Source organism: Streptomyces fagopyri, assembly GCF_009498275.1.
Lineage (GTDB): Bacteria > Actinomycetota > Actinomycetes > Streptomycetales > Streptomycetaceae > Streptomyces > Streptomyces fagopyri.
In genome coordinates this window covers 3,627,738-3,644,682 of the sequence record NZ_CP045643.1, presented here as the reverse complement: position 1 = coordinate 3,644,682, position 16,945 = coordinate 3,627,738, and the positions used below count along the sequence as shown (strand labels likewise).

Annotated in this window: 13 protein-coding genes; 2 read left to right on the top strand and 11 right to left on the bottom strand. The window is 71.1% G+C overall.

What is annotated here, in order from left to right; all coding sequences use genetic code 11:
- Positions 1-39: 39 nt before the first annotated feature.
- Positions 40-1,035 carry a LysR substrate-binding domain-containing protein gene (locus GFH48_RS15515; protein WP_153288846.1) on the top strand — a complete coding sequence of 332 codons (996 nt, stop codon included), beginning with the start codon at positions 40-42 and terminating at the stop codon, positions 1,033-1,035.
- A 51-nt stretch (positions 1,036-1,086) separates the two neighbouring features.
- Here GFH48_RS15515 and GFH48_RS15510 read toward each other — a convergent pair whose 3' ends face one another.
- From GFH48_RS15510 to GFH48_RS15490, 5 genes are all read right to left on the bottom strand, one after another.
- A complete protein-coding gene (locus tag GFH48_RS15510) occupies positions 1,087-3,423 on the bottom strand; it encodes an ABC transporter permease (RefSeq protein WP_153288845.1) in 2,337 nt (778 codons plus the stop codon).
- Positions 3,420-4,109 (bottom strand): ABC transporter ATP-binding protein, encoded by a 690-nt coding sequence (locus GFH48_RS15505; RefSeq protein WP_153288844.1) that lies wholly within the window; start codon positions 4,107-4,109, stop codon positions 3,420-3,422. The genes GFH48_RS15510 and GFH48_RS15505 overlap by 4 nt, the downstream gene beginning before the upstream one ends.
- Positions 4,106-4,633: a PadR family transcriptional regulator gene (locus GFH48_RS15500; RefSeq protein ID WP_153288843.1), complete on the bottom strand. Its 528-nt coding sequence runs from the start codon at positions 4,631-4,633 to the stop codon at positions 4,106-4,108. The genes GFH48_RS15505 and GFH48_RS15500 overlap by 4 nt, the downstream gene beginning before the upstream one ends.
- Positions 4,634-4,825: 192 nt before the next feature.
- Positions 4,826-5,077 carry a hypothetical protein gene (locus tag GFH48_RS15495; RefSeq protein WP_153288842.1) on the bottom strand — a complete coding sequence of 84 codons (252 nt, stop codon included), beginning with the start codon at positions 5,075-5,077 and terminating at the stop codon, positions 4,826-4,828.
- Entirely contained in the window at positions 5,074-6,057 is a 984-nt protein-coding gene (locus GFH48_RS15490) for an SPFH domain-containing protein (protein WP_407698635.1), read from the bottom strand. The genes GFH48_RS15495 and GFH48_RS15490 overlap by 4 nt, the downstream gene beginning before the upstream one ends.
- A 315-nt stretch (positions 6,058-6,372) precedes the next feature.
- Between GFH48_RS15490 and GFH48_RS15485 the strand changes: the two genes are divergently transcribed.
- Positions 6,373-8,676 carry a transglycosylase domain-containing protein gene (locus tag GFH48_RS15485; RefSeq protein WP_153288841.1) on the top strand — a complete coding sequence of 768 codons (2,304 nt, stop codon included), beginning with the start codon at positions 6,373-6,375 and terminating at the stop codon, positions 8,674-8,676.
- Positions 8,677-8,745: 69 nt separating this feature from the next.
- Here GFH48_RS15485 and GFH48_RS15480 read toward each other — a convergent pair whose 3' ends face one another.
- From GFH48_RS15480 to GFH48_RS15455, 6 genes are all read right to left on the bottom strand, one after another.
- On the bottom strand, positions 8,746-10,209 hold the full coding sequence (locus GFH48_RS15480; protein WP_153288840.1) for a catalase: 1,464 nt from the start codon (positions 10,207-10,209) through the stop codon (positions 8,746-8,748).
- Between the two features lie 168 nt (positions 10,210-10,377).
- The gene (locus GFH48_RS15475) at positions 10,378-12,528 is read right to left on the bottom strand and encodes an ATP-binding SpoIIE family protein phosphatase (RefSeq protein ID WP_153288839.1); all 2,151 of its coding nucleotides are present in this window, start codon (positions 12,526-12,528) and stop codon (positions 10,378-10,380) included.
- A 316-nt stretch (positions 12,529-12,844) separates the two neighbouring features.
- Complete coding sequence (gene fomD, locus GFH48_RS15470) at positions 12,845-13,537, bottom strand: cytidylyl-2-hydroxypropylphosphonate hydrolase (RefSeq protein ID WP_194280596.1); 693 nt, start codon at positions 13,535-13,537, stop codon at positions 12,845-12,847.
- Between the two features lie 115 nt (positions 13,538-13,652).
- On the bottom strand, positions 13,653-15,056 hold the full coding sequence (locus GFH48_RS15465) for a class II fumarate hydratase (RefSeq protein WP_153288838.1): 1,404 nt from the start codon (positions 15,054-15,056) through the stop codon (positions 13,653-13,655).
- A 308-nt stretch (positions 15,057-15,364) separates the two neighbouring features.
- Complete coding sequence (locus GFH48_RS15460) at positions 15,365-16,204, bottom strand: DUF2690 domain-containing protein (RefSeq protein ID WP_228120591.1); 840 nt, start codon at positions 16,202-16,204, stop codon at positions 15,365-15,367.
- Between the two features lie 245 nt (positions 16,205-16,449).
- Positions 16,450-16,917, bottom strand: a complete 468-nt coding sequence (locus GFH48_RS15455) for an SH3 domain-containing protein (protein ID WP_228120589.1) — start codon at positions 16,915-16,917, stop codon at positions 16,450-16,452.
- Positions 16,918-16,945 lie beyond the last annotated feature (28 nt).

Genomic DNA, 16,945 nt, shown 5'->3' with positions numbered 1-16,945 from the left:
GATGCGACTATCAGTGACGATGAGTGAGAGGTGGCCGCCATGGTGAGCCCCGTCGGCGCCAGACCGGGCGGCAAGGGCGCCGGAGTCTCCAAGGGGAACGGGCGCCGTCAGCCCACCCTCGCCCAGTTGCGCGCGTTCGCCGCCGTGGCCGAACACCTGCACTTCCGGGACGCCGCCGCCGCGATCGGCATGAGCCAGCCCGCGCTCTCGGGCTCGGTCTCCGCCCTGGAGGAGACGCTCGGGGTGACCCTGCTGGAGCGTACGACCCGCAAGGTGCTGCTCTCTCCCGCGGGCGAGCGTCTCGCCGTACGCGCCAAGGCCGTGCTGGACGAGGTCGGCGCGCTCATGGAGGAGGCCGAGGCCGTCCGGGCGCCCTTCACCGGGGCCCTGCGGCTGGGGGTCATCCCGACCGTCGCGCCCTACCTGCTGCCCACGGTGCTCAGGCTGGTCCACGACCGCTACCCGGACCTCGACCTCCAGGTCCACGAGGAACAGACGGCCAGCCTGCTGGAGGGGCTGGCGGTCGGGCGGCTCGACCTGCTGCTCCTCGCCGTGCCGCTCGGCATGCCCGGCGTAGTCGAACTCCCGCTGTTCGACGAGGACTTCGTGCTCGTGACGCCGCTGGACCACGCACTCGGCGGGCGGCAGGGAATCGCTCGGGAATCCCTGCGTGAGCTCAACCTGCTGCTGCTCGACGAGGGGCACTGCCTGCGGGACCAGGCCCTCGACATCTGCCGGGAGGCGGGGCGCGCGGACGCCCCCGTCACCACCACCGCCGCGGGACTGTCCACCCTGGTCCAGCTCGTCGCCGGCGGCCTCGGGGTGACGCTGCTGCCGCGAACGGCCGTCAGGGTCGAGACGACCCGCAGCGACGAGCTCCTCACCGGGTACTTCGCGGACCCGGCGCCGACCCGGCGGATCGCGCTGGTGATGCGCGCGGGGGCGGCGCGGGGGGCGGAGTACGAGGAACTGGCGGCGGCCCTGCGCGAGGCGCTGCGACCGCTGCCGGTAAGGGTGTGGGGCCAGGGCACCTGAACCGCCGCAGCGGTCCCCGCCCGGACAGGGCGGGGACCGCTGCGTACGGCTCTATTCCGTCCGCAGGCCGTCCGGTCTCATGAGACGCAGCAGCGGCGGCAGGCTGAGCGCGGTCACCAGCACGACGACTCCCGCGCCGATGCCGGTCATCGACAGCAGGCTCGACCAGTCCACGCGCACCGAGACGCCCGTCATCTTCTGCAGGACCACGCCCAGGGTCAGGCCGACCACCGACGCGAGCGCGAGACCCAGCGCGATCGGGATCGCGGTCTGCCACAGCACCGACAGGCTCAGTGTGCGGCGCCGGGTGCCGAAGGCCACCAGCACGGAGAGCAGTTTCTTGCGCTCGCGCAGCTGTTCCAGCTGGGAGATCAGCAGGCTCGCGCCGATCAGGAACAGGACGCAGGTGGCGCCGACGGACAGGCCGGTGCGGATGGACGTGTAGCGGTTGTCCTGCTCGGTCGACGCCCAGGTCCAGGCGTGGGCCAGCGGACTGAGCTTCGCCGTGGTGTTGCGGACGAGGTCGTAGACGTCCGGCGCCGACTGGTCGATCTGCAGGTAGACGTTGCCCTCGACCGCCTCCGCGCCCCGCGCGGGCAGCGCGCTCGGAGTGACCAGGATGCCGCCGGTCAGACCGTTCGTCGCGTCCGCGCGGACCCTGGCCACCTTGATGCCCTGCGGCACGGTCCAGGCGACCTGCTTGCCCACCAGGCCCTGGTCGTAGGAGGGGTCGATGTAGAGGGTCCGGCCGGGTCTGCCGAGCTTCAGCGCGTCCGGGTCGGCATCGCCGCCCTTGATCAGGAAGGCGTCGCCGTCGTGGCAGGCCGGCAGCGTGGCCACCTCGCGCAGCGACGCGCAGTTGCCGACGGTCATGGAGGTGGACGAGTCCGGATCGTGCTTCTTGTCACCCAGCGAAGCGGTGCCGATCGCGGCGACCTTTCGTACGCCGTCGGTCCGGGCGTACTGTTCGCGGGCCCGGTCGAGCGGGACGTCGTACGGCAGGCGGACCTGCATCTGAGCCCGTTGGACGTCGTTCGGCGAACTCTTGGTGTAGTCGCCCTCGACCCCGGCGAACAGCATTTGCAGGGCGATGGCGCCGGCGACCGCGACCGCGATGCCGTTGACCATGCGGGCCGCCGTTCCGGTGCTCAACTGGAGCCTGCGGATCGCGAGTTGCCAGGATACCGAGCCGGAGCCGAGCCGGGAGACCACCGCTTCGACGATCCAGGGCAGCAACGCCGTGACGCCGATCAGGAGCAGCAGGACGCCGCCGATCACCAGGTACTGGTTGAAGTTCCCGCTGGTGTTGCCCTTGCCGATCATCGGGTAGAGCATCGCGAGTCCGCCGATGGGCAACAGCAGCCGCCACCACAGCCGGCGCCGTGCGGGTTTGGCCGCACGCACCACGCCGAGCGGCTCGATGACGACCCCGCGCAGCGCGAGCAGGGTGACGAGGACCGCGGCCGCGGGCACCGCGACGGCGACCAGGACGGCCAGTGCGGGCGTGGGGTTCAGATAGCTCGGGAACACGCTTTTGCCGAAGATCTGCACGGATCCCGCCAGTTGGCGGGCCAGCAGGAAGAACACCGTGCCGAAGGCGAGCCCGAGGACGGCGCCCGCGAGGGCCTCGCCCGCGGCGATCCGCCGGGTCATCCGGCTGTCGGAGCCGACCAGACGCAGTGCCGCGAGCCGTCGGTCGCGCCGTTCGCCGCCGAAGCGTACGGCCGCGGCGATGAAGACACCGACCGGGAGCAGCAGCACCACGAAGACGACGATGATCAGCAGGACGAGTACCGGGTCAAGGGGGTCGGGCGGTCCGAGGGGCTGCCCGAAGTGCTCGATACGGGTCACCCGGGAGCCGTCGATCCTCGGGGCGAGGTTGTCGGCGCCCGCGTAGAAGGAGAGTTCGTTCGCGCCGACGAGACCGGACTCCCCGATGGTTCCGACGGTGCGGTACGGCAGCCGCTCGCGCAGCAGTTTCCCGTCGCCGGACTTCAGCAGGTCCGCCAGTGCGGGGGACACCACCATCTCTCCCGGTGCCGGGTTCTTCTTCACGCCCGGCGGCAGCGGCGCCCGGGACCCCTCGGGTTGCACCTCGCGGCCACGGATGTCCTTGTCGCGGTAGGTGTCGTCGACGGCCGCGACGACCAGGGTCCGGTCGGACGCCTTGGGGATGCCCACATCGGAGAACGTGATGTCCGTACGGGCCTTCTCGCGGTCGCTGCGTGCCTGGAGCGCACTCGGTATCGCCGTGGTGAGCAGGAGCAGTGCCACGCCGAGCCCGACCCCGACGGCGGTGAGGACCGCGCGCATCCAGCCCTCACGCCCGCCGGTGAAGGCGAACCTGGCCCCCATGGTGAGGTCCCTGGACCACTGGCGCACGTTCATATGACGCGCTCCATGTCACGGGACTTGCCGTCGCGTACGACGATCTCGCGGTCCGAGTAGGCGGCCACCCGCGCCTCGTGCGTGACCAGGACCACGGCGGCGTTGGTGGAGCGGGCGGCCTCGGTGAGCAGTTCCATCACGCGCTCGCCGTTGAGCGAGTCGAGCGCGCCGGTCGGCTCGTCCGCGAACAGCACGCGCGGGCTGGTGACCAGGGAACGGGCCACGGCCACGCGCTGGCCCTGGCCGCCGGAGACCTCGCCGGGCCGCTTGGACCTGAGGTCGTCGACCTCCAGGCGTTCCATCCAGGTCAGGGCGGTGCGTTCGGCTTCCTTGCGGCCGGTGCCGTTCAGGCGCAGCGGCAGGGCGACGTTCTCGACGCAGGTCAGTTCGGGTACGAGCTGGCCGAACTGGAAGACGAAGCCGAACTCGCTGCGGCGCAGGGCGCTGCGCTGCGAGTCGTTCATGGTGGCCATCTCGCGTCCGGCGTACATGATCGAGCCGGAGTCGGGCGGCACGATGCCGGCGAGGCAGTGCAGCAGGGTGGACTTGCCGGAGCCGGAGGGGCCCATCACGGCGACGACCTCGCCGGGGTGGATGGAGAACTCGGCGCCGTCCAGGGCGGTGGTGGGGCCGTAGCTCTTACGGAGTTCCGACGCGGTCAGCAGGGAACCGGGGGGAGGGGTCATCGGGTCGTCACCGCCTCGCGGAGTTTGTCGAGGCGGGCGGCGGTGAGTTCCAGCCACCGCAGGTCGGCCTCGAGGTGGAAGAGTGCGTGGTCGCAGATCAGCTGGTCGGCGAGGTCGCCCCGGCGCTTGCGGTCGGTCAGGATGCGCATCATGCGCAGGTGTTCCGAGCGCTGGGTGTCGAGGATGTCGGCCGCGTCGCGCTCGGTGAGGAGGGCGAGGACGATCTTGGTGTAGAGGGTCGACTGGAGGTACGGCTCGGGCTTCTCGGGCGTGGCGAGCCACTGCTGTACGTCGGTGACACCGGCGTCGGTGATCGCGTACCGCTTGCGTTCGGGGCCGCCGCCCGCCTCTATCCCGTCGACCTCGACGAGGCCGTTCTTCAGCAGTCGCGACATCGTCGAGTAGACCTGGCCGTAGTGCAGCGGCCGGTCGTGACCGAACTTCTCGTCGAAGGCCCGCTTGAGGTCGTAACCGTGGCGGGGTCCGGACTCCAGGAGTCCGAGGAGGGTGTGACCGATGGACATGCGGAGCACTCTACACACGGGGTATACACCGTGCGTATACATGCTGCGCATAGGCCATGGCGGTGAGCGATGGTGTCCAGGTCAGGGCCCATTGTCACGGTTCTGTCACCGGAACCGGCCCTTTCCCGGGGGCGGAGCCCCCGGGTGCGGGATGGGCAGGGGCGGTGGGTGTGAGGGAAGGCCCGTCGCCGGCTAGGCGTCCGGCCGCTCGGGGGCAGGGGGCCGACCCCGTCGCGGGATCGGCCCCGCGCCCCCGGGCAGACGCCCCGCCTCGGCCAGCGCCCTGCGCAGCAGGAACTCGATCTGCGCGTTGGCGGAACGCAGTTCGTCACCCGCCCAGCGGGCCAGCGCGTCGTACACGAGCGGATCCAGCCGCAGCAGCACCTGCTTGCGCTGCTGCCCCGGCCGCCGCCGGGGCCCGGCCCCACCGGATGGCTCCGTCACTGGTAGAGGGACCCCGCGTTCAGGACCGGCTGCGGCGCCCGGTCACCGCACAGCACCACCATCAGGTTCGACACCATCGCCGCCTTCCGCTCCGAGTCCAGCTCGACGATGTCCCGCTCGGCGATCCGGGCGAGCGCCGCCTCGACCATCCCGACCGCACCGTCGACGATCTGCCGCCGTGCCGCGACGACCGCCCCCGCCTGCTGGCGCTGGAGCATCGCGGAGGCGATCTCGGGAGCGTACGCGAGATGCGTGAAGCGCGACTCGATGATGGAGACGCCGGCCGCGTCCACCCGCGCGCGCAGTTCGACGGCGAGCTTCTCGGTGATCTCCTCGGCGTTGCCGCGCAGCGAGAGTCCCTCCTCCTCGTGGGCGTCGTAGGGGTACTCGATCGCGATGTGCCGGACGGCCGCCTCGGTCTGGGTGGCGACGAACTCCAGGAAGTCGTCGACCTCGAAGCTGGCCCGCGCGGTGTCCTCGACCCGCCAGACCACGACCGCGGCGAGCTCGATCGGGTTGCCGTAGGCGTCGTTGACCTTGAGGACCGCGGTCTCGTGGTTCCGTACCCGGGTCGAGATCTTCGTGCGGGAGGTGAAGGGGTTCACCCAGCGCAGGCCGTCCTGGCGGATCGTCCCCCGGTAGCGTCCGAAGAGCTGGACGACCCGGGCCTCGCCCGGCGCCACCGTGTTCAGCCCGCACATCGCGATGAACGCGGCGAGACCGACCAGGATGCCGGCGACGATCAGCGCGGCCTTGCCCCCGGCCGCGGCGACCGTCGTGGCGCCCACGATCAGCGCGGCCCCGAGCAGCAGTCCGACCAGTCCGAGCAGCAGCGCGAGCCCGCCGCCGATGCTGTGTGCGGCGAACTCCCGTACCCGTGGGGCCGGCATCGGCGGAACGTCGGCGACGGGTCCGCGGTCCGGTGTGGAGCCGTGGCCGGAGTCGTTCGCGGGATCGTGCGCGGAGTCGTGCGCGGACATGGTGGGCCCCCGTCTCGTAGGGTCTAGCTTATTTCTAGCAAAGTGATAACACATTACCCCGCATGGCAACCTTCCACTCCTTCCGTACGTCGGTTCTGGTGGGGCTGATGCGTATTGCGTGCTGATTGTCACGTCCGTGGAAGTGCCGATCGGCGGGACTTTGTCCCAGCGCGTGGTGTTAGTTTGCTGAGCTGACCTCAGCGACGAACCTGTGTGCGGCATCAGAACGAACGCGGCACCGGACGCGTGAGTGAACCCGGCAGGACACGCGTACAAGAGAGCGCGACCCGAGACCGAAGCGGAGCGGACGGAGCCATGGGACGAGCGGACGAGAGACGAGCGCGGCAACGCGGTGGCCGTCGCGCCGCGGCCGGGGGCTCCTCCGGGACCGGACCGCGCCGGAGCGGCATACGCAGATTCCTGAACTGGAAGACGATCCTCGGCACGTTCCTGGGCTTCTGCCTGCTGGGCATGGGCGCCTTCCTCGTGCTCTACATGGTCGTGTCCATACCCCAGGGCAACGCGGCGGCGCAGCAGCAGAGCAACATCTACAAGTACGGAGACGGTTCCACCCTGACCCGTACCGGCAAGGTCAACCGCGAGATCGTGGGCCTGGACAAGGTGCCCAAACCGGTCCAGCTGACCTTCGTCGCCGCCGAGAACAAGTCCTTCTACAAGGACTCGGGCGTCGACCTGCGGGGCACGGCCCGCGGTCTGCTGAACACCCTGTCCGGCAAGGGGAAGCAGGGTGGTTCGACGATCACCCAGCAGTACGTCAAGAACTACTACCTCAGCCAGGACCAGACTGTCACGCGCAAGTTGAAGGAACTGGTCATCGCGCTGAAGGTGGACCGTCAGCAGTCCAAGGACGACGTCCTCGCGGGTTACATCAACACCAGCTACTACGGCCGCAACTCGTACGGCATCCAGGCCGCGGCGCAGGCCTACTACGGCAAGGACGCGAGCGGCCTCACGGTCGAGCAGGGCGCCTACCTCGCCTCGCTCCTGCAGGCCCCCAGCCAGTACGACTGGGGTGTCGCCACCGACACCGGCAAGCGGCTGGTCACGGCCCGCTGGAACTACACCCTCGACAACATGGTCGAGGAGGGGTGGCTGGACGCCGGCAAGCGCCAGGCCATGAAGTTCCCGGTACCGCAGGACCCCAAGGGCGTTCCGGGCATGGAGGGCCAGACCGGCTACCTCGTGGACGCGGCCAACAACGCCCTGGCCAACCAGCTCGTCGCCGAGGGTTCCGCCGGGAACTACGAGGACGCCAAGGCGATCGTCGACGCGGGTGGCTGGACGATCACCCTCAACATCGACAAGAAGAAGCAGACCCAGCTGGAAGTCGCCGTCAAGACGAAGCTCAGCCGCAAGCTGGACGGGAAGAAGCGGCGGGTCGACGGTGACGTCGAGGCCGGCGCCGCGTCCGTCGACCCCAAGACGGGCAAGGTCCTCGCGATGTACGGCGGCGAGGACTACTTCAAGCACTACGTCAACAACGCGACCCGCCGGGACTACCAGCCCGCGTCCACCTTCAAGCCGCTGATCTTCGCCGCGGCCCTGGAGCAGGGGGCCAAGACGCAGGACGGCCAGGACATCACGGCCGACACGAGGTACGACGGTACGAGCGGCCGGCCCGTCAAGGGCAGCTCCATCCCCTTCGCGCCGCCCAACGAGGACGACCAGAGCTACGGACCCGTCACCGTCCAGACCGCGATGAACAAGTCCATCAACTCCGTCTTCGCGCAGATGGGCGTCGACGTCGGCATGGACAAGGTCCTCAAGGTCGCGGGCGATCTCGGGATGCACACGGAGAAGCTCCAGCCGGTGCCGGCGCAGACGCTCGGTTCCATGGGCGCGAGTCCGCTGGAGATGGCGGGCGCCTACGCCACCCTCGACAATCACGGGCGCAAGGTCACCCCGGCCGTCGTGGCCAAGGCCGAGCACAAGGACCGCACCGTGCGTTTCACGGATCCGATCGGCGACCAGGTCATCACCCCGGAGGCGGCCGACACGGTCACCTCGGTGCTCACCGGCGTGGTCAACGACGGTACGGCCCAGGTGTCGGTGGCCCAGGCGTCCGACCGCAACGGCCAGCAGGTCGCGGGCAAGACGGGTACGTCCGACAACAACAAGTCGGCCTGGTTCACCGGCTACACGCCCAACCTGGTCACCTCGGTCGGCCTGTTCGGAGAGGCGCCCAAGGACCGTAAGGACTCGGCCGGCAAGACCGTCAAGCAGGGCGCCCAGGTGTCGCTGAAGGGCGCCGCGGGCGGCGGCCGTGTCAACGGCGGCGGCTTCCCCGCCCAGATCTGGGCCGCGTACACCTTCAACGCGATGGGCGGGGTCACCGCCTTCGACCTGGACACCACCCAGGGCGCGGCGATGGAGCCGACCCCGAGCGACACGCCGAGTCAGACGCCGAGCGAGACGCCGTCGGAGACCCCGACCACCCAGAAGCCGACGACCCGGCCGCCGACGTCCAGCAGCCCGCCGACCCAGACGTCCCAGTCCCCGGTCGCCCCGACGACGACGCCGCCGCTCACCCCGAGCCAGACCCCGACCGGCGGGAGCTCGACGGGCCCGTTCGAGCCGGACGACCAGCAGCAGCAGTAGGGCGGGAGCGGGACGTACGAGGAGGGGCGCCCGGTGCACACCGGGCGCCCCTCCTCGTGTCCGGACGGCTCAGCCGCCGTTGACCTCCTTGGCGATCCGGTCGCCGATCTCCTTGTCGACGTTGCGCCAGTACTGCACCGCGCGGTCCAGGACCGGACGGGACACACCTGCCTTGAGATGGCCGCTGACGTTCGACACGAGACGGTCGCGGGCCGCGGCGTCGAAGACCTGGCGGACCATCGTGCCCGCCTGCCCCCAGTCGTCGTCCTCACGGTGCAGCTTGTACGCCTCGCGCACCAGCTCACCGGCGGTCTGCCAGCTCGCCGGGTCGCCGAAGCGGGAGAAGTCGGCCGCGGGTCCGCCGTAGGAGTTGGGGGCGTACGGCCGGGCCGCGTTCGACGGCTCGTAGCGCATCGGGCCGTCCTTGGCGTACGAGTTCACCGGGGAGTGCGGCCGGTTCGGGGGCAGCTGGGTGTAGTTGGGGCCGATCCGGTACCGGTGGGTGTCCGGGTACGAGAACAGCCGGCCCAGCAGCATCTTGTCCGGCGAGGGGCCGATGCCCGGCACCAGGTTGGACGGCTCGAAGGCGGCCTGCTCGATATGGATGAAGAAGTCCTCCGGATTCCTGTCCAGCGTCATCCGGCCGACGTCGATCAGCGGGTAGTCCGCGTGCGGCCAGACCTTGGTCAGGTCGAAGGGGTTGAAGCGGTAGTCCGCCGCGTCCTCGAACGGCATGATCTGGACCTTCAGGCTCCAGGTCGGCGCGTTCCCGGACTTGATCGACTCGAACAGGTCCCGCCGGTGCCTGTCCGCGTCCGTACCGGCCAGCTCGTCGGCCTCGGACTGGGTGAGGAACTCGATCCCCTGGTCGGTCTTGAAGTGGTACTTGACCCAGAACCGCTCACCGGCACCGTTGATCCACATGTAGGTGTGCGAGCTGTACCCGTTCATATGGCGGTACGTCTTCGGGATGCCCCGGTCGCCCATCAGCCACGTCACCTGGTGCGCGGACTCGGGGGAGAGGGTCCAGAAGTCCCACTGCATGTCGTTGTCACGCAGTCCGGTCACGGGGCTGCGCTTCTGCGAGCGGATGAAGTCCTGGAACTTGATCGTGTCACGGACGAAGAAGACCGGCGTGTTGTTGCCCACCATGTCGTAGTTGCCGTGCTCGGTGTAGAACTTCAGCGCGAAACCGCGGGGGTCGCGCCAGGTGTCGGGCGAACCCTGTTCGCCGGCGACGGTGGAGAACCGGGCCAGCATCTCGGTGCGCCTGCCCGGCTGGAACAGATCAGCCTTGGTGAACTGGCTGACATCGTTGGTGACTTCGAAGAATCCGTAGGCGCCACTGCCCTTGGCGTGCACCACGCGCTCGGGGACCCGCTCCCGGTTGAACTGCGCCATCTTCTCGATGAGGTAGTGGTCCTGGAGCAGGATCGGGCCGTCGGGGCCGACGGTCAGCGAGTGTTCGTCGCTCTCCACCGGAATTCCGACGTTGTCCGTGGTGTACGGAACCTTCTGGGGTGCCTGCGTCACGAGCGTCCTCCCGTCGAAGAAGAGGGTGTTTAGGTCGCTTCGTCCACCCCAGCAGTCAACTCCGCCGACGGGATGTCGGCAACATCTGGACACGGTCCAGCCCTGGTCCGGTTCCGGAACCCGTACGGAGACGGGGCCGCCCCGGGGTGAGACCGGGCGAGTACCCCGTCAGCCGCGGTTCAACTCGAACCAGACCACCTTGCCGGTGCTCAGCCGGGTCGCACCCCACCGTCTGGCCAGTTTGTTGACCAGATAGAGGCCGCGTCCGCCCTCGTCCGTGGCGCGCGCCTGCCGCAGCCGCGGCAGCTGGGGCACGTCGTCACCGACCTCGCAGCGCAGCACGTCCGTCCGCAGCAGCCGCAGCGTCACGGGGCGTGAGGCGTACCGCACGGCGTTGGTCACGACCTCGCTGACCAACAGTTCGACGGAGTCGCTCATGTCCTCCATGCCCCAGCGGGACAGCGCGCGGCGGGCGAGCCGCCGGGCCCGTCCGGGAGCGGCGTCCTCCGGCTCCAGGTACCAGTACGCCACGTCACTCGGCGCGATCCCGTCGAAGCGGGCGGCGAGCAGCGCGATGTCGTCGTCCCGGTCGCCCGGACCGAGCATGTCGAGCACCTCGTCGCACAGGGCTTCGAGGGGCGGCGGATGGTCGGGGCCGGTCAGCTGCGCGGTGGCGGCGAGCTTCTCGCGCAGCTGCTCTATCCCGGTCCAGACGTCCCTGAGCCGGGACTCGACCAGTCCGTCGGTGTAGAGCAGCAGAGTGGCCCCGGCGGGCGCGTCCAGCTCGACCGCCTCGAAGTCCACCCCTCCTACGCCGATGGGGGCACCCGGCGGCACCCGCAGCACCTCGGCCCGGCCGCCCAGGTGCAGCAGGATAGGCGGCGGATGGCCCGCGTTGGCGATGGTGATGCGGTGCGAGACCGGGTCGTAGACGGCGTACAGGCAGGTCGCCATGCGGTCGGTGCCCAGCCGCTGCGCCTGTTCGTCCAGGTGGTGCAGGACCTCCTGCGGCGGCAGGTCGAGCCCGGCGAGGGTCTGCGCGGTCGTCCGCAGCTGCCCCATGATCGCGGCGGACGTCATGGAGTGGCCCATGACGTCCCCGACGACCAGGGCGACACGACTGCCCGGCAGCGGGATCGCGTCGTACCAGTCGCCGCCGACGCGCGCGGTCTCCGCGGCCGGCAGATAGCGGGACGCGAGCCGCACGCCCGTGGGCCGCGGCAGGGTCTCGGGCAGCATGGTGCGCTGGAGCTCGTCGGCGATGTAGGCCTCGCGGCCGTACAGCACCGCCTTGTCGATGCCGAGCGCGCTGTGCGTGGCGAGCTGGGCCGCGACGAGCAGGTCGTCGGGCTCGAAGGGCATCCGCTCGGGACGGCGCACGAAGAGCGCGGCCCCGATCACCCGGCGCCGCCCCCGCAGCGGAGCCAGGATCGCGCGCTGGCCGCTGGGCACGGCCAGCTCGTCGCCCAGCAGCTCGGGCAGCGCGGCGCGGGCGGCGGGCGCGTCCGCGAAGACGGGCCGCACGCCGCGCAGCACCTCGGCGAGGGCGCCGCCGGGACGCACCTCGCACAGCTCGGCCGTCATCGCCGACAGCTCGCTCGGCTCGGGCCGCAGCGCGGGCAGGAAGCCGTTCTCGGTGTCGCGGTCCTCCGGGATCCGGTCGGTGCGCCGCAGCCGCAGCACGAGGGGCCCGGTGGGCCGCTCGTCGCCTACCGGCAGCGGATCGCGCAGATAGACGAGGATCGCGTCCGAGAAGGTCGGCACCGTGGCGCGGCACAGACCCATCACGATCTCGTCGAGGTCGATGCCGCGGGCGATGCGCCGGGTCGCCGCGCCCACGAAGCGCAGCCGGTCCCCGTCGCGCCGCATCGGCATCGGGCCCGCGTGCGGCAGCCCCTGCCCGGTCCGCCGGTCCTTGCCGCCGCTGCTCGGCGTGCGGTCCTGGTCGACCGGCTGGGCCGGGATGCCCTCGGGCGCGGGGCGCGGGCGGTGCGGATCGGGCTCCGCGGCCGACGGCTGGGAGTGCTCGGGTCCGGAAGAGGCGGGCGGTGTCGGCGCGCCGGTGCCGGAGGGCGACGGCGCGTCGGTGCTCGCGGAGGCCTGGTTGCCCGGCGTCCCGTGCTGGCCGTACGGCGCGCCCGTACCGGTCGGGGCGTCGCCCGTGCGGGCCGGCTGAGCGGGTAAGGCGCCCGGCGTGCGCAGCGCCTCCGGGGTATGCATGAGCGCCCCGCGTGGGTCCGCGGGGGTGGAGGGCCGGCCGGCGCCGCTCTGGCGGCGCTCGTGCGAGGTGGGGTGCTCCGTCACGCGTGTCGAATCCATCCGTCCGGGGCTGCGCGCCGTGCGTGCAGTTCGTCCCGCAGCCCCGATACCCGGAATGTGTGCCCCAGGAACGGAATCTGCGCGTCGTGCGAGCCGGGCCCGGCGTGTGCCGACGGGAACACCGTCGCCCCAGCGGGTCCGCGCGACCCGTCGGGCCGTCCGCCGACCGTACCGCCGTGGCCCTCGTACCCCTCGCTCACGTCCTGCCGCCCCTCGGTGACGTATGGTCAAGCCCAGCGCATGCTGCGGTAGTTGCTGCTGCGCGCCCTTGCGGAGGACGATCCTACGGTTGTACCACGGGGGCGCATCAAGGGTCTCATGAGGACACGTGCGCGGGCGTACGGTCCCAGTCATCGGGCAGGACGGGAACCGGCCAGGACGGATCCGGGCGCCAGTGCTGCCAGCCGTCCGCGAACGGCGTGCCCCAGGCGCGGATCACCTCCACCGCGCGCAGTCCGGCCTCCCGCACGTGCGTGGCCAGTCGAGTATCCATCAGTCCGGCCCGCTGCGCCTGTGCGAACTCGTCCTCGTCGAGCCAGCGCCAACTGCGGTCCGGGTGCACGGAGATGTCCAGGAAGTGGTCCTCGGAGTCGACGCCGCCCTCCCAACGGGTCAGCGGGGCCTCCAGGTTCACGTACCAGTTCTTGAAACGCCACCCCGGTTCCCAGAACAGCCAGACCGACCAGGGCTCGCCGGGCCGCGCCAGCTTCAGCACCCCGGTGCCGAACCAGCGGTCCCGGCGCACTGAACGGGCCTTGGTGTAGCGCGACTCCAGCGGTTCTCCGTGCACCGGGGTGCCGTCGGCGAGCACGGGCTTGACGCACTCCGTACCGGGCGCCATCCACACCGCGAGCAGTTCCGTGTCGTCCCGTACGACGGTGACGGGCCGGCAGATGTGGAAGCGCTCGCCGGCGTTCTCCCGGTACCGCCACAGAATGTGACTCCCGGGGGGCCAGTACGTCGTCGACCCGCCCGCTGTCACCCGTCTCACCGCTCCGCCCTCTGCCATGAACAGATATTAGGTGCCCCAGGCATGCGACGCTGCGGTGCGCGTCACGGTTCTCGCCATGGCGCGCAGGACGTCACGGGGACGTCATCCGGTGTTCGCCGGTGCGGAGGCGCTGTCACGGATGCGTCATCCGCAGGACATCCAGCGCCTCGTCCAGCTGTTCCAGGGTGAGGTCGCCCCGCTCGACGTACCCGGAGTCGAGGACGACCTGACGGATGGTCCTGCGTTCCGCCAGTGCCTTCTTGGCCACCTTGGCGGCCTCCTCGTACCCGATGTACTTGTTGAGCGGTGTCACGACGGACGGTGACGACTCGGCGTACTCGCGGGCCCGTTCGCGGTGCGCGACGATCCCGTCGACGGTGCGGTCGGCGAGCAGCCGGGAGACGGCCGCGAGCAGCCGGACGGACTCCAGGACGTTCTTCGCGATGACCGGGAGCATCACGTTGAGCTCGAAGTTGCCGGCGGCCCCGGCGACCGCGACCGTCGCGTCGTTGCCCATCACCTGGGCGGCCACCATCAGCACGGCCTCGGGGATGACGGGATTGACCTTGCCCGGCATGATCGAGGAGCCCGGCTGCAGGTCGGGGAGGCTGATCTCGGCCAGGCCGGTCCGCGGCCCCGACGACATCCAGCGCAGGTCGTTGGCGATCTTCGTCAGCCCGACCGCGACGGTCCGCAGCTGTCCGCTCGTCTCGACGATCCCGTCCCGCGCGCCCTGTGCCTCGAAGTGGTCGCGGGCCTCGGTGAGCGGCAGCCCGGTGTCCCGGGCCACCTCCGCGATCACGGCGGCGGAGAACCCGGGAGGCGTGTTGATCCCGGTGCCCACGGCCGTGCCGCCCAGTGGCAGTTCCGCGAGCCGGGGCAGCGAGGCGTTCAGGCGTTCGATCCCGTAGCGCACCTGGGCCGCGTATCCGCCGAACTCCTGTCCGAGGGTGACGGGGGTGGCGTCCATGAGGTGGGTGCGCCCCGACTTCACGACGTCGGCGAACTCCCGCGCCTTGCGCTCCAGGGCGGCGGCGAGGTGGTCGAGCGCGGGGACGAGGTCCCGGGTCACCGCGGCGGTGGCGGCGATGTGGATCGAGGAGGGGAAGACGTCGTTCGACGACTGCGAGGCGTTCACGTGGTCGTTGGGGTGGACGCCGCGGCCGAGCCGCTCGGTGGCGAGCGTGGCGATGACCTCGTTGGTGTTCATGTTCGAGGACGTGCCGGAACCGGTCTGGAAGACGTCCACCGGGAAGTGCGCGTCCCAGCGCCCCTCGGCGACCTCGGCGGCTGCCTCCTGGACCGCCTCGGCCACGTCCTTGTCGAGCACCCCGAGCCGGGCGTTGACCTTGGCGGCCGCCCCCTTGATCCGTGCGAGTGCCTCGATGTGCGCGCGTTCGAGCCGCTGCCCCGAGACGGGGAAGTTCTCCACGGCCCGCTGGGTCTGGGCCCGCCACTTCGCGTCCGCGGGCACCCTCACCTCACCCATCGAGTCGTGCTCGATCCGGTACGGGGCTGCTGCCTGTTCATCGGCCATTGCCGGTCACCTCCAGTGGGGACAGCATCGCGGACGTGTCCCGTGTTCCCGGACGTCCGGGGCGGTGTTCCGCGTGCTTCCGCGTGCCCGACAGGACGACGGGCGTGACCGGCGTGATCCGCGACCGGCGTGACCGGCCCGATCCGCGTGACCGGCGTGAGCGGACGTCCCGCGGGCGCGGTGATCCGGTCGTGCGCGTCGCGGGTGCTCCCGGTCCACCCGTTCCCGGGGTCCCGGTGATCCGGTCTTCCAGTGATCCGGTCTCCGGTTGATCCGGTGTCCGGGTGTTCCGTACGTTCCCGTGGGAGTCAGTGCCGTGCGGCGCCGACGGGGGCGGTGCACGCGGACTGCCCGGCCACTTCGGCGCAGGCCTGCGCACCGCGCGGGCTCGCCGCGGCCAGCATCGGACTGCTGTAGCCGTCCGCCGGGTCGCCCGGGTAGGCGGCGGACAGTTCGTCGCGGCCGGCCCGGACCGAGATCTCCCGCGCGCCGCCGGTCCGGGTGCGGACCTCGGACCAGACCGTCGCGCACGACGCGGAGAAACGGAGCAGCACGACCTCGCCCGCACGGGCGGCAGTGCTCTCCGTACGTGCGTCGCGGCCGCAGATCTCGGAGGTCGGGAGCTGTCCCTGGCAGCGGTGGCCGCGGCAGGAGGCGGCCGCGGCGGGCACCGGGGCGAGGTCGGTGTCGAGGACCTCGGCGGCGCCCGCGGTGACCGCCATCGTGACGGCCGCCACCGCCGCGAGGGCGATGACGGCGCGGTTCGGCGGCCGGACGCGCCGGCCCCGAACCGGCGCGTCCGGGGCCGGGCCCTGTGCGGACGGGACCCGTGGCGGCGGCGCTTGCGCGGGCAGGCCGACCGGCCCGCACCGGCTCCTGGACACGGCGTCCCACAGGGAGAGAAGGGGGCCGGGGTCGGTCTGCGCGAGCCGGCCGAGGGACTCGACCGCCGAGCGCGGCGGAAACTGGTCGCCGTTCAGATAGCGGTGCCAGGTCGACTTGCTGAACGGGGTGACGGCGGCCAGCGCGGCCAGGCTCAGCCCCGTTCGCCGCCTGAGACCGCGCAGCCGCTCCAGCAGGAGACGTTCCTCGTCGAGCCGTTCCGGGTCGTCCAGCGAGTCGGGCAGCGGCTGTCTCTTGACCGTCACGTGGCTCTCCATCTCGCTCCCTCGCCGTGTCGGGGTGGCCGCCTGATCCGTTCCCTCTCCGTGCGCCCGCGCACACCCGGGTCGCCCGAATGCGAACCGGATGATGAGGGGGAGTTGACCTGCGATTACGTCACCGGTGTGGCGGTCGGGTGGTCGGCTGATCGACTCGTAGGACCTCCTGACGGGGTGGACCCCCACCCCGTCAGGAGGCGTCGGGACTCAGGAGCCGGGCGCCGGCGCGCCCGTCAGCACCAGCGGACGGCGCCGCCGGTGCGGACGTAGTGCGCGGACACGTACCCCCGGTGGTGGGCCAGGCGGTACCAGCGGTGGTTGCCCCGGACGGCGGATCCCCGCTTCTTGCAGGAGAGGGCCACGGCTCGTCCGTCCGGACGCGAACCGACGATCCGGTAGGCCGTGCCCGGTCCGGAGCGGACGAGCAGGCGCATGTGGTGGGTCGTCACACGGCCCCGTACATGGCGTACGACGTGGTGGCGGGTGACGACGCGGTACCGGGCGTGGGTACCGACGTGACGCCGGGCGCCGCCCCGCGAGGGCACCTGGACCCCGTACCAGCTCGACGTGGCGGCCGGTGCGGGCGCGGAGCCCTGACCGGGGAGGTGCGCGGCCCGGCCGGCGGAGGCGACGGCCGTGACCGGGAAGACGGCGACGGCCGCGACCGCGGCCACGAGGCCGTTGCGCAACATGTGACTCATCATGCTATTTCCCTCCGAGATGACCCGC

Bases quoted from the DNA above. Each gene is read 5' to 3' on its own strand.
- GFH48_RS15510 (WP_153288845.1), bottom strand. From the start codon at position 3,423: ATGAACGTGCGCCAGTGGTCCAGGGACCTCACCATGGGGGCCAGGTTC.
- GFH48_RS15505 (WP_153288844.1), bottom strand. From the start codon at position 4,109: ATGACCCCTCCCCCCGGTTCCCTGCTGACCGCGTCGGAACTCCGTAAG.
- GFH48_RS15490 (WP_407698635.1), bottom strand. From the start codon at position 6,057: ATGTCCGCGCACGACTCCGCGCACGATCCCGCGAACGACTCCGGCCAC.
- GFH48_RS15475 (WP_153288839.1), bottom strand. From the start codon at position 12,528: ATGGATTCGACACGCGTGACGGAGCACCCCACCTCGCACGAGCGCCGC.
- GFH48_RS15500 (WP_153288843.1), bottom strand. From the start codon at position 4,633: ATGTCCATCGGTCACACCCTCCTCGGACTCCTGGAGTCCGGACCCCGC.
- fomD (WP_194280596.1), bottom strand. From the start codon at position 13,537: ATGGCAGAGGGCGGAGCGGTGAGACGGGTGACAGCGGGCGGGTCGACG.
- GFH48_RS15515 (WP_153288846.1), top strand. From the start codon at position 40: ATGGTGAGCCCCGTCGGCGCCAGACCGGGCGGCAAGGGCGCCGGAGTC.
- GFH48_RS15465 (WP_153288838.1), bottom strand. From the start codon at position 15,056: ATGGCCGATGAACAGGCAGCAGCCCCGTACCGGATCGAGCACGACTCG.
- GFH48_RS15485 (WP_153288841.1), top strand. From the start codon at position 6,373: ATGGGACGAGCGGACGAGAGACGAGCGCGGCAACGCGGTGGCCGTCGC.
- GFH48_RS15455 (WP_228120589.1), bottom strand. From the start codon at position 16,917: ATGAGTCACATGTTGCGCAACGGCCTCGTGGCCGCGGTCGCGGCCGTC.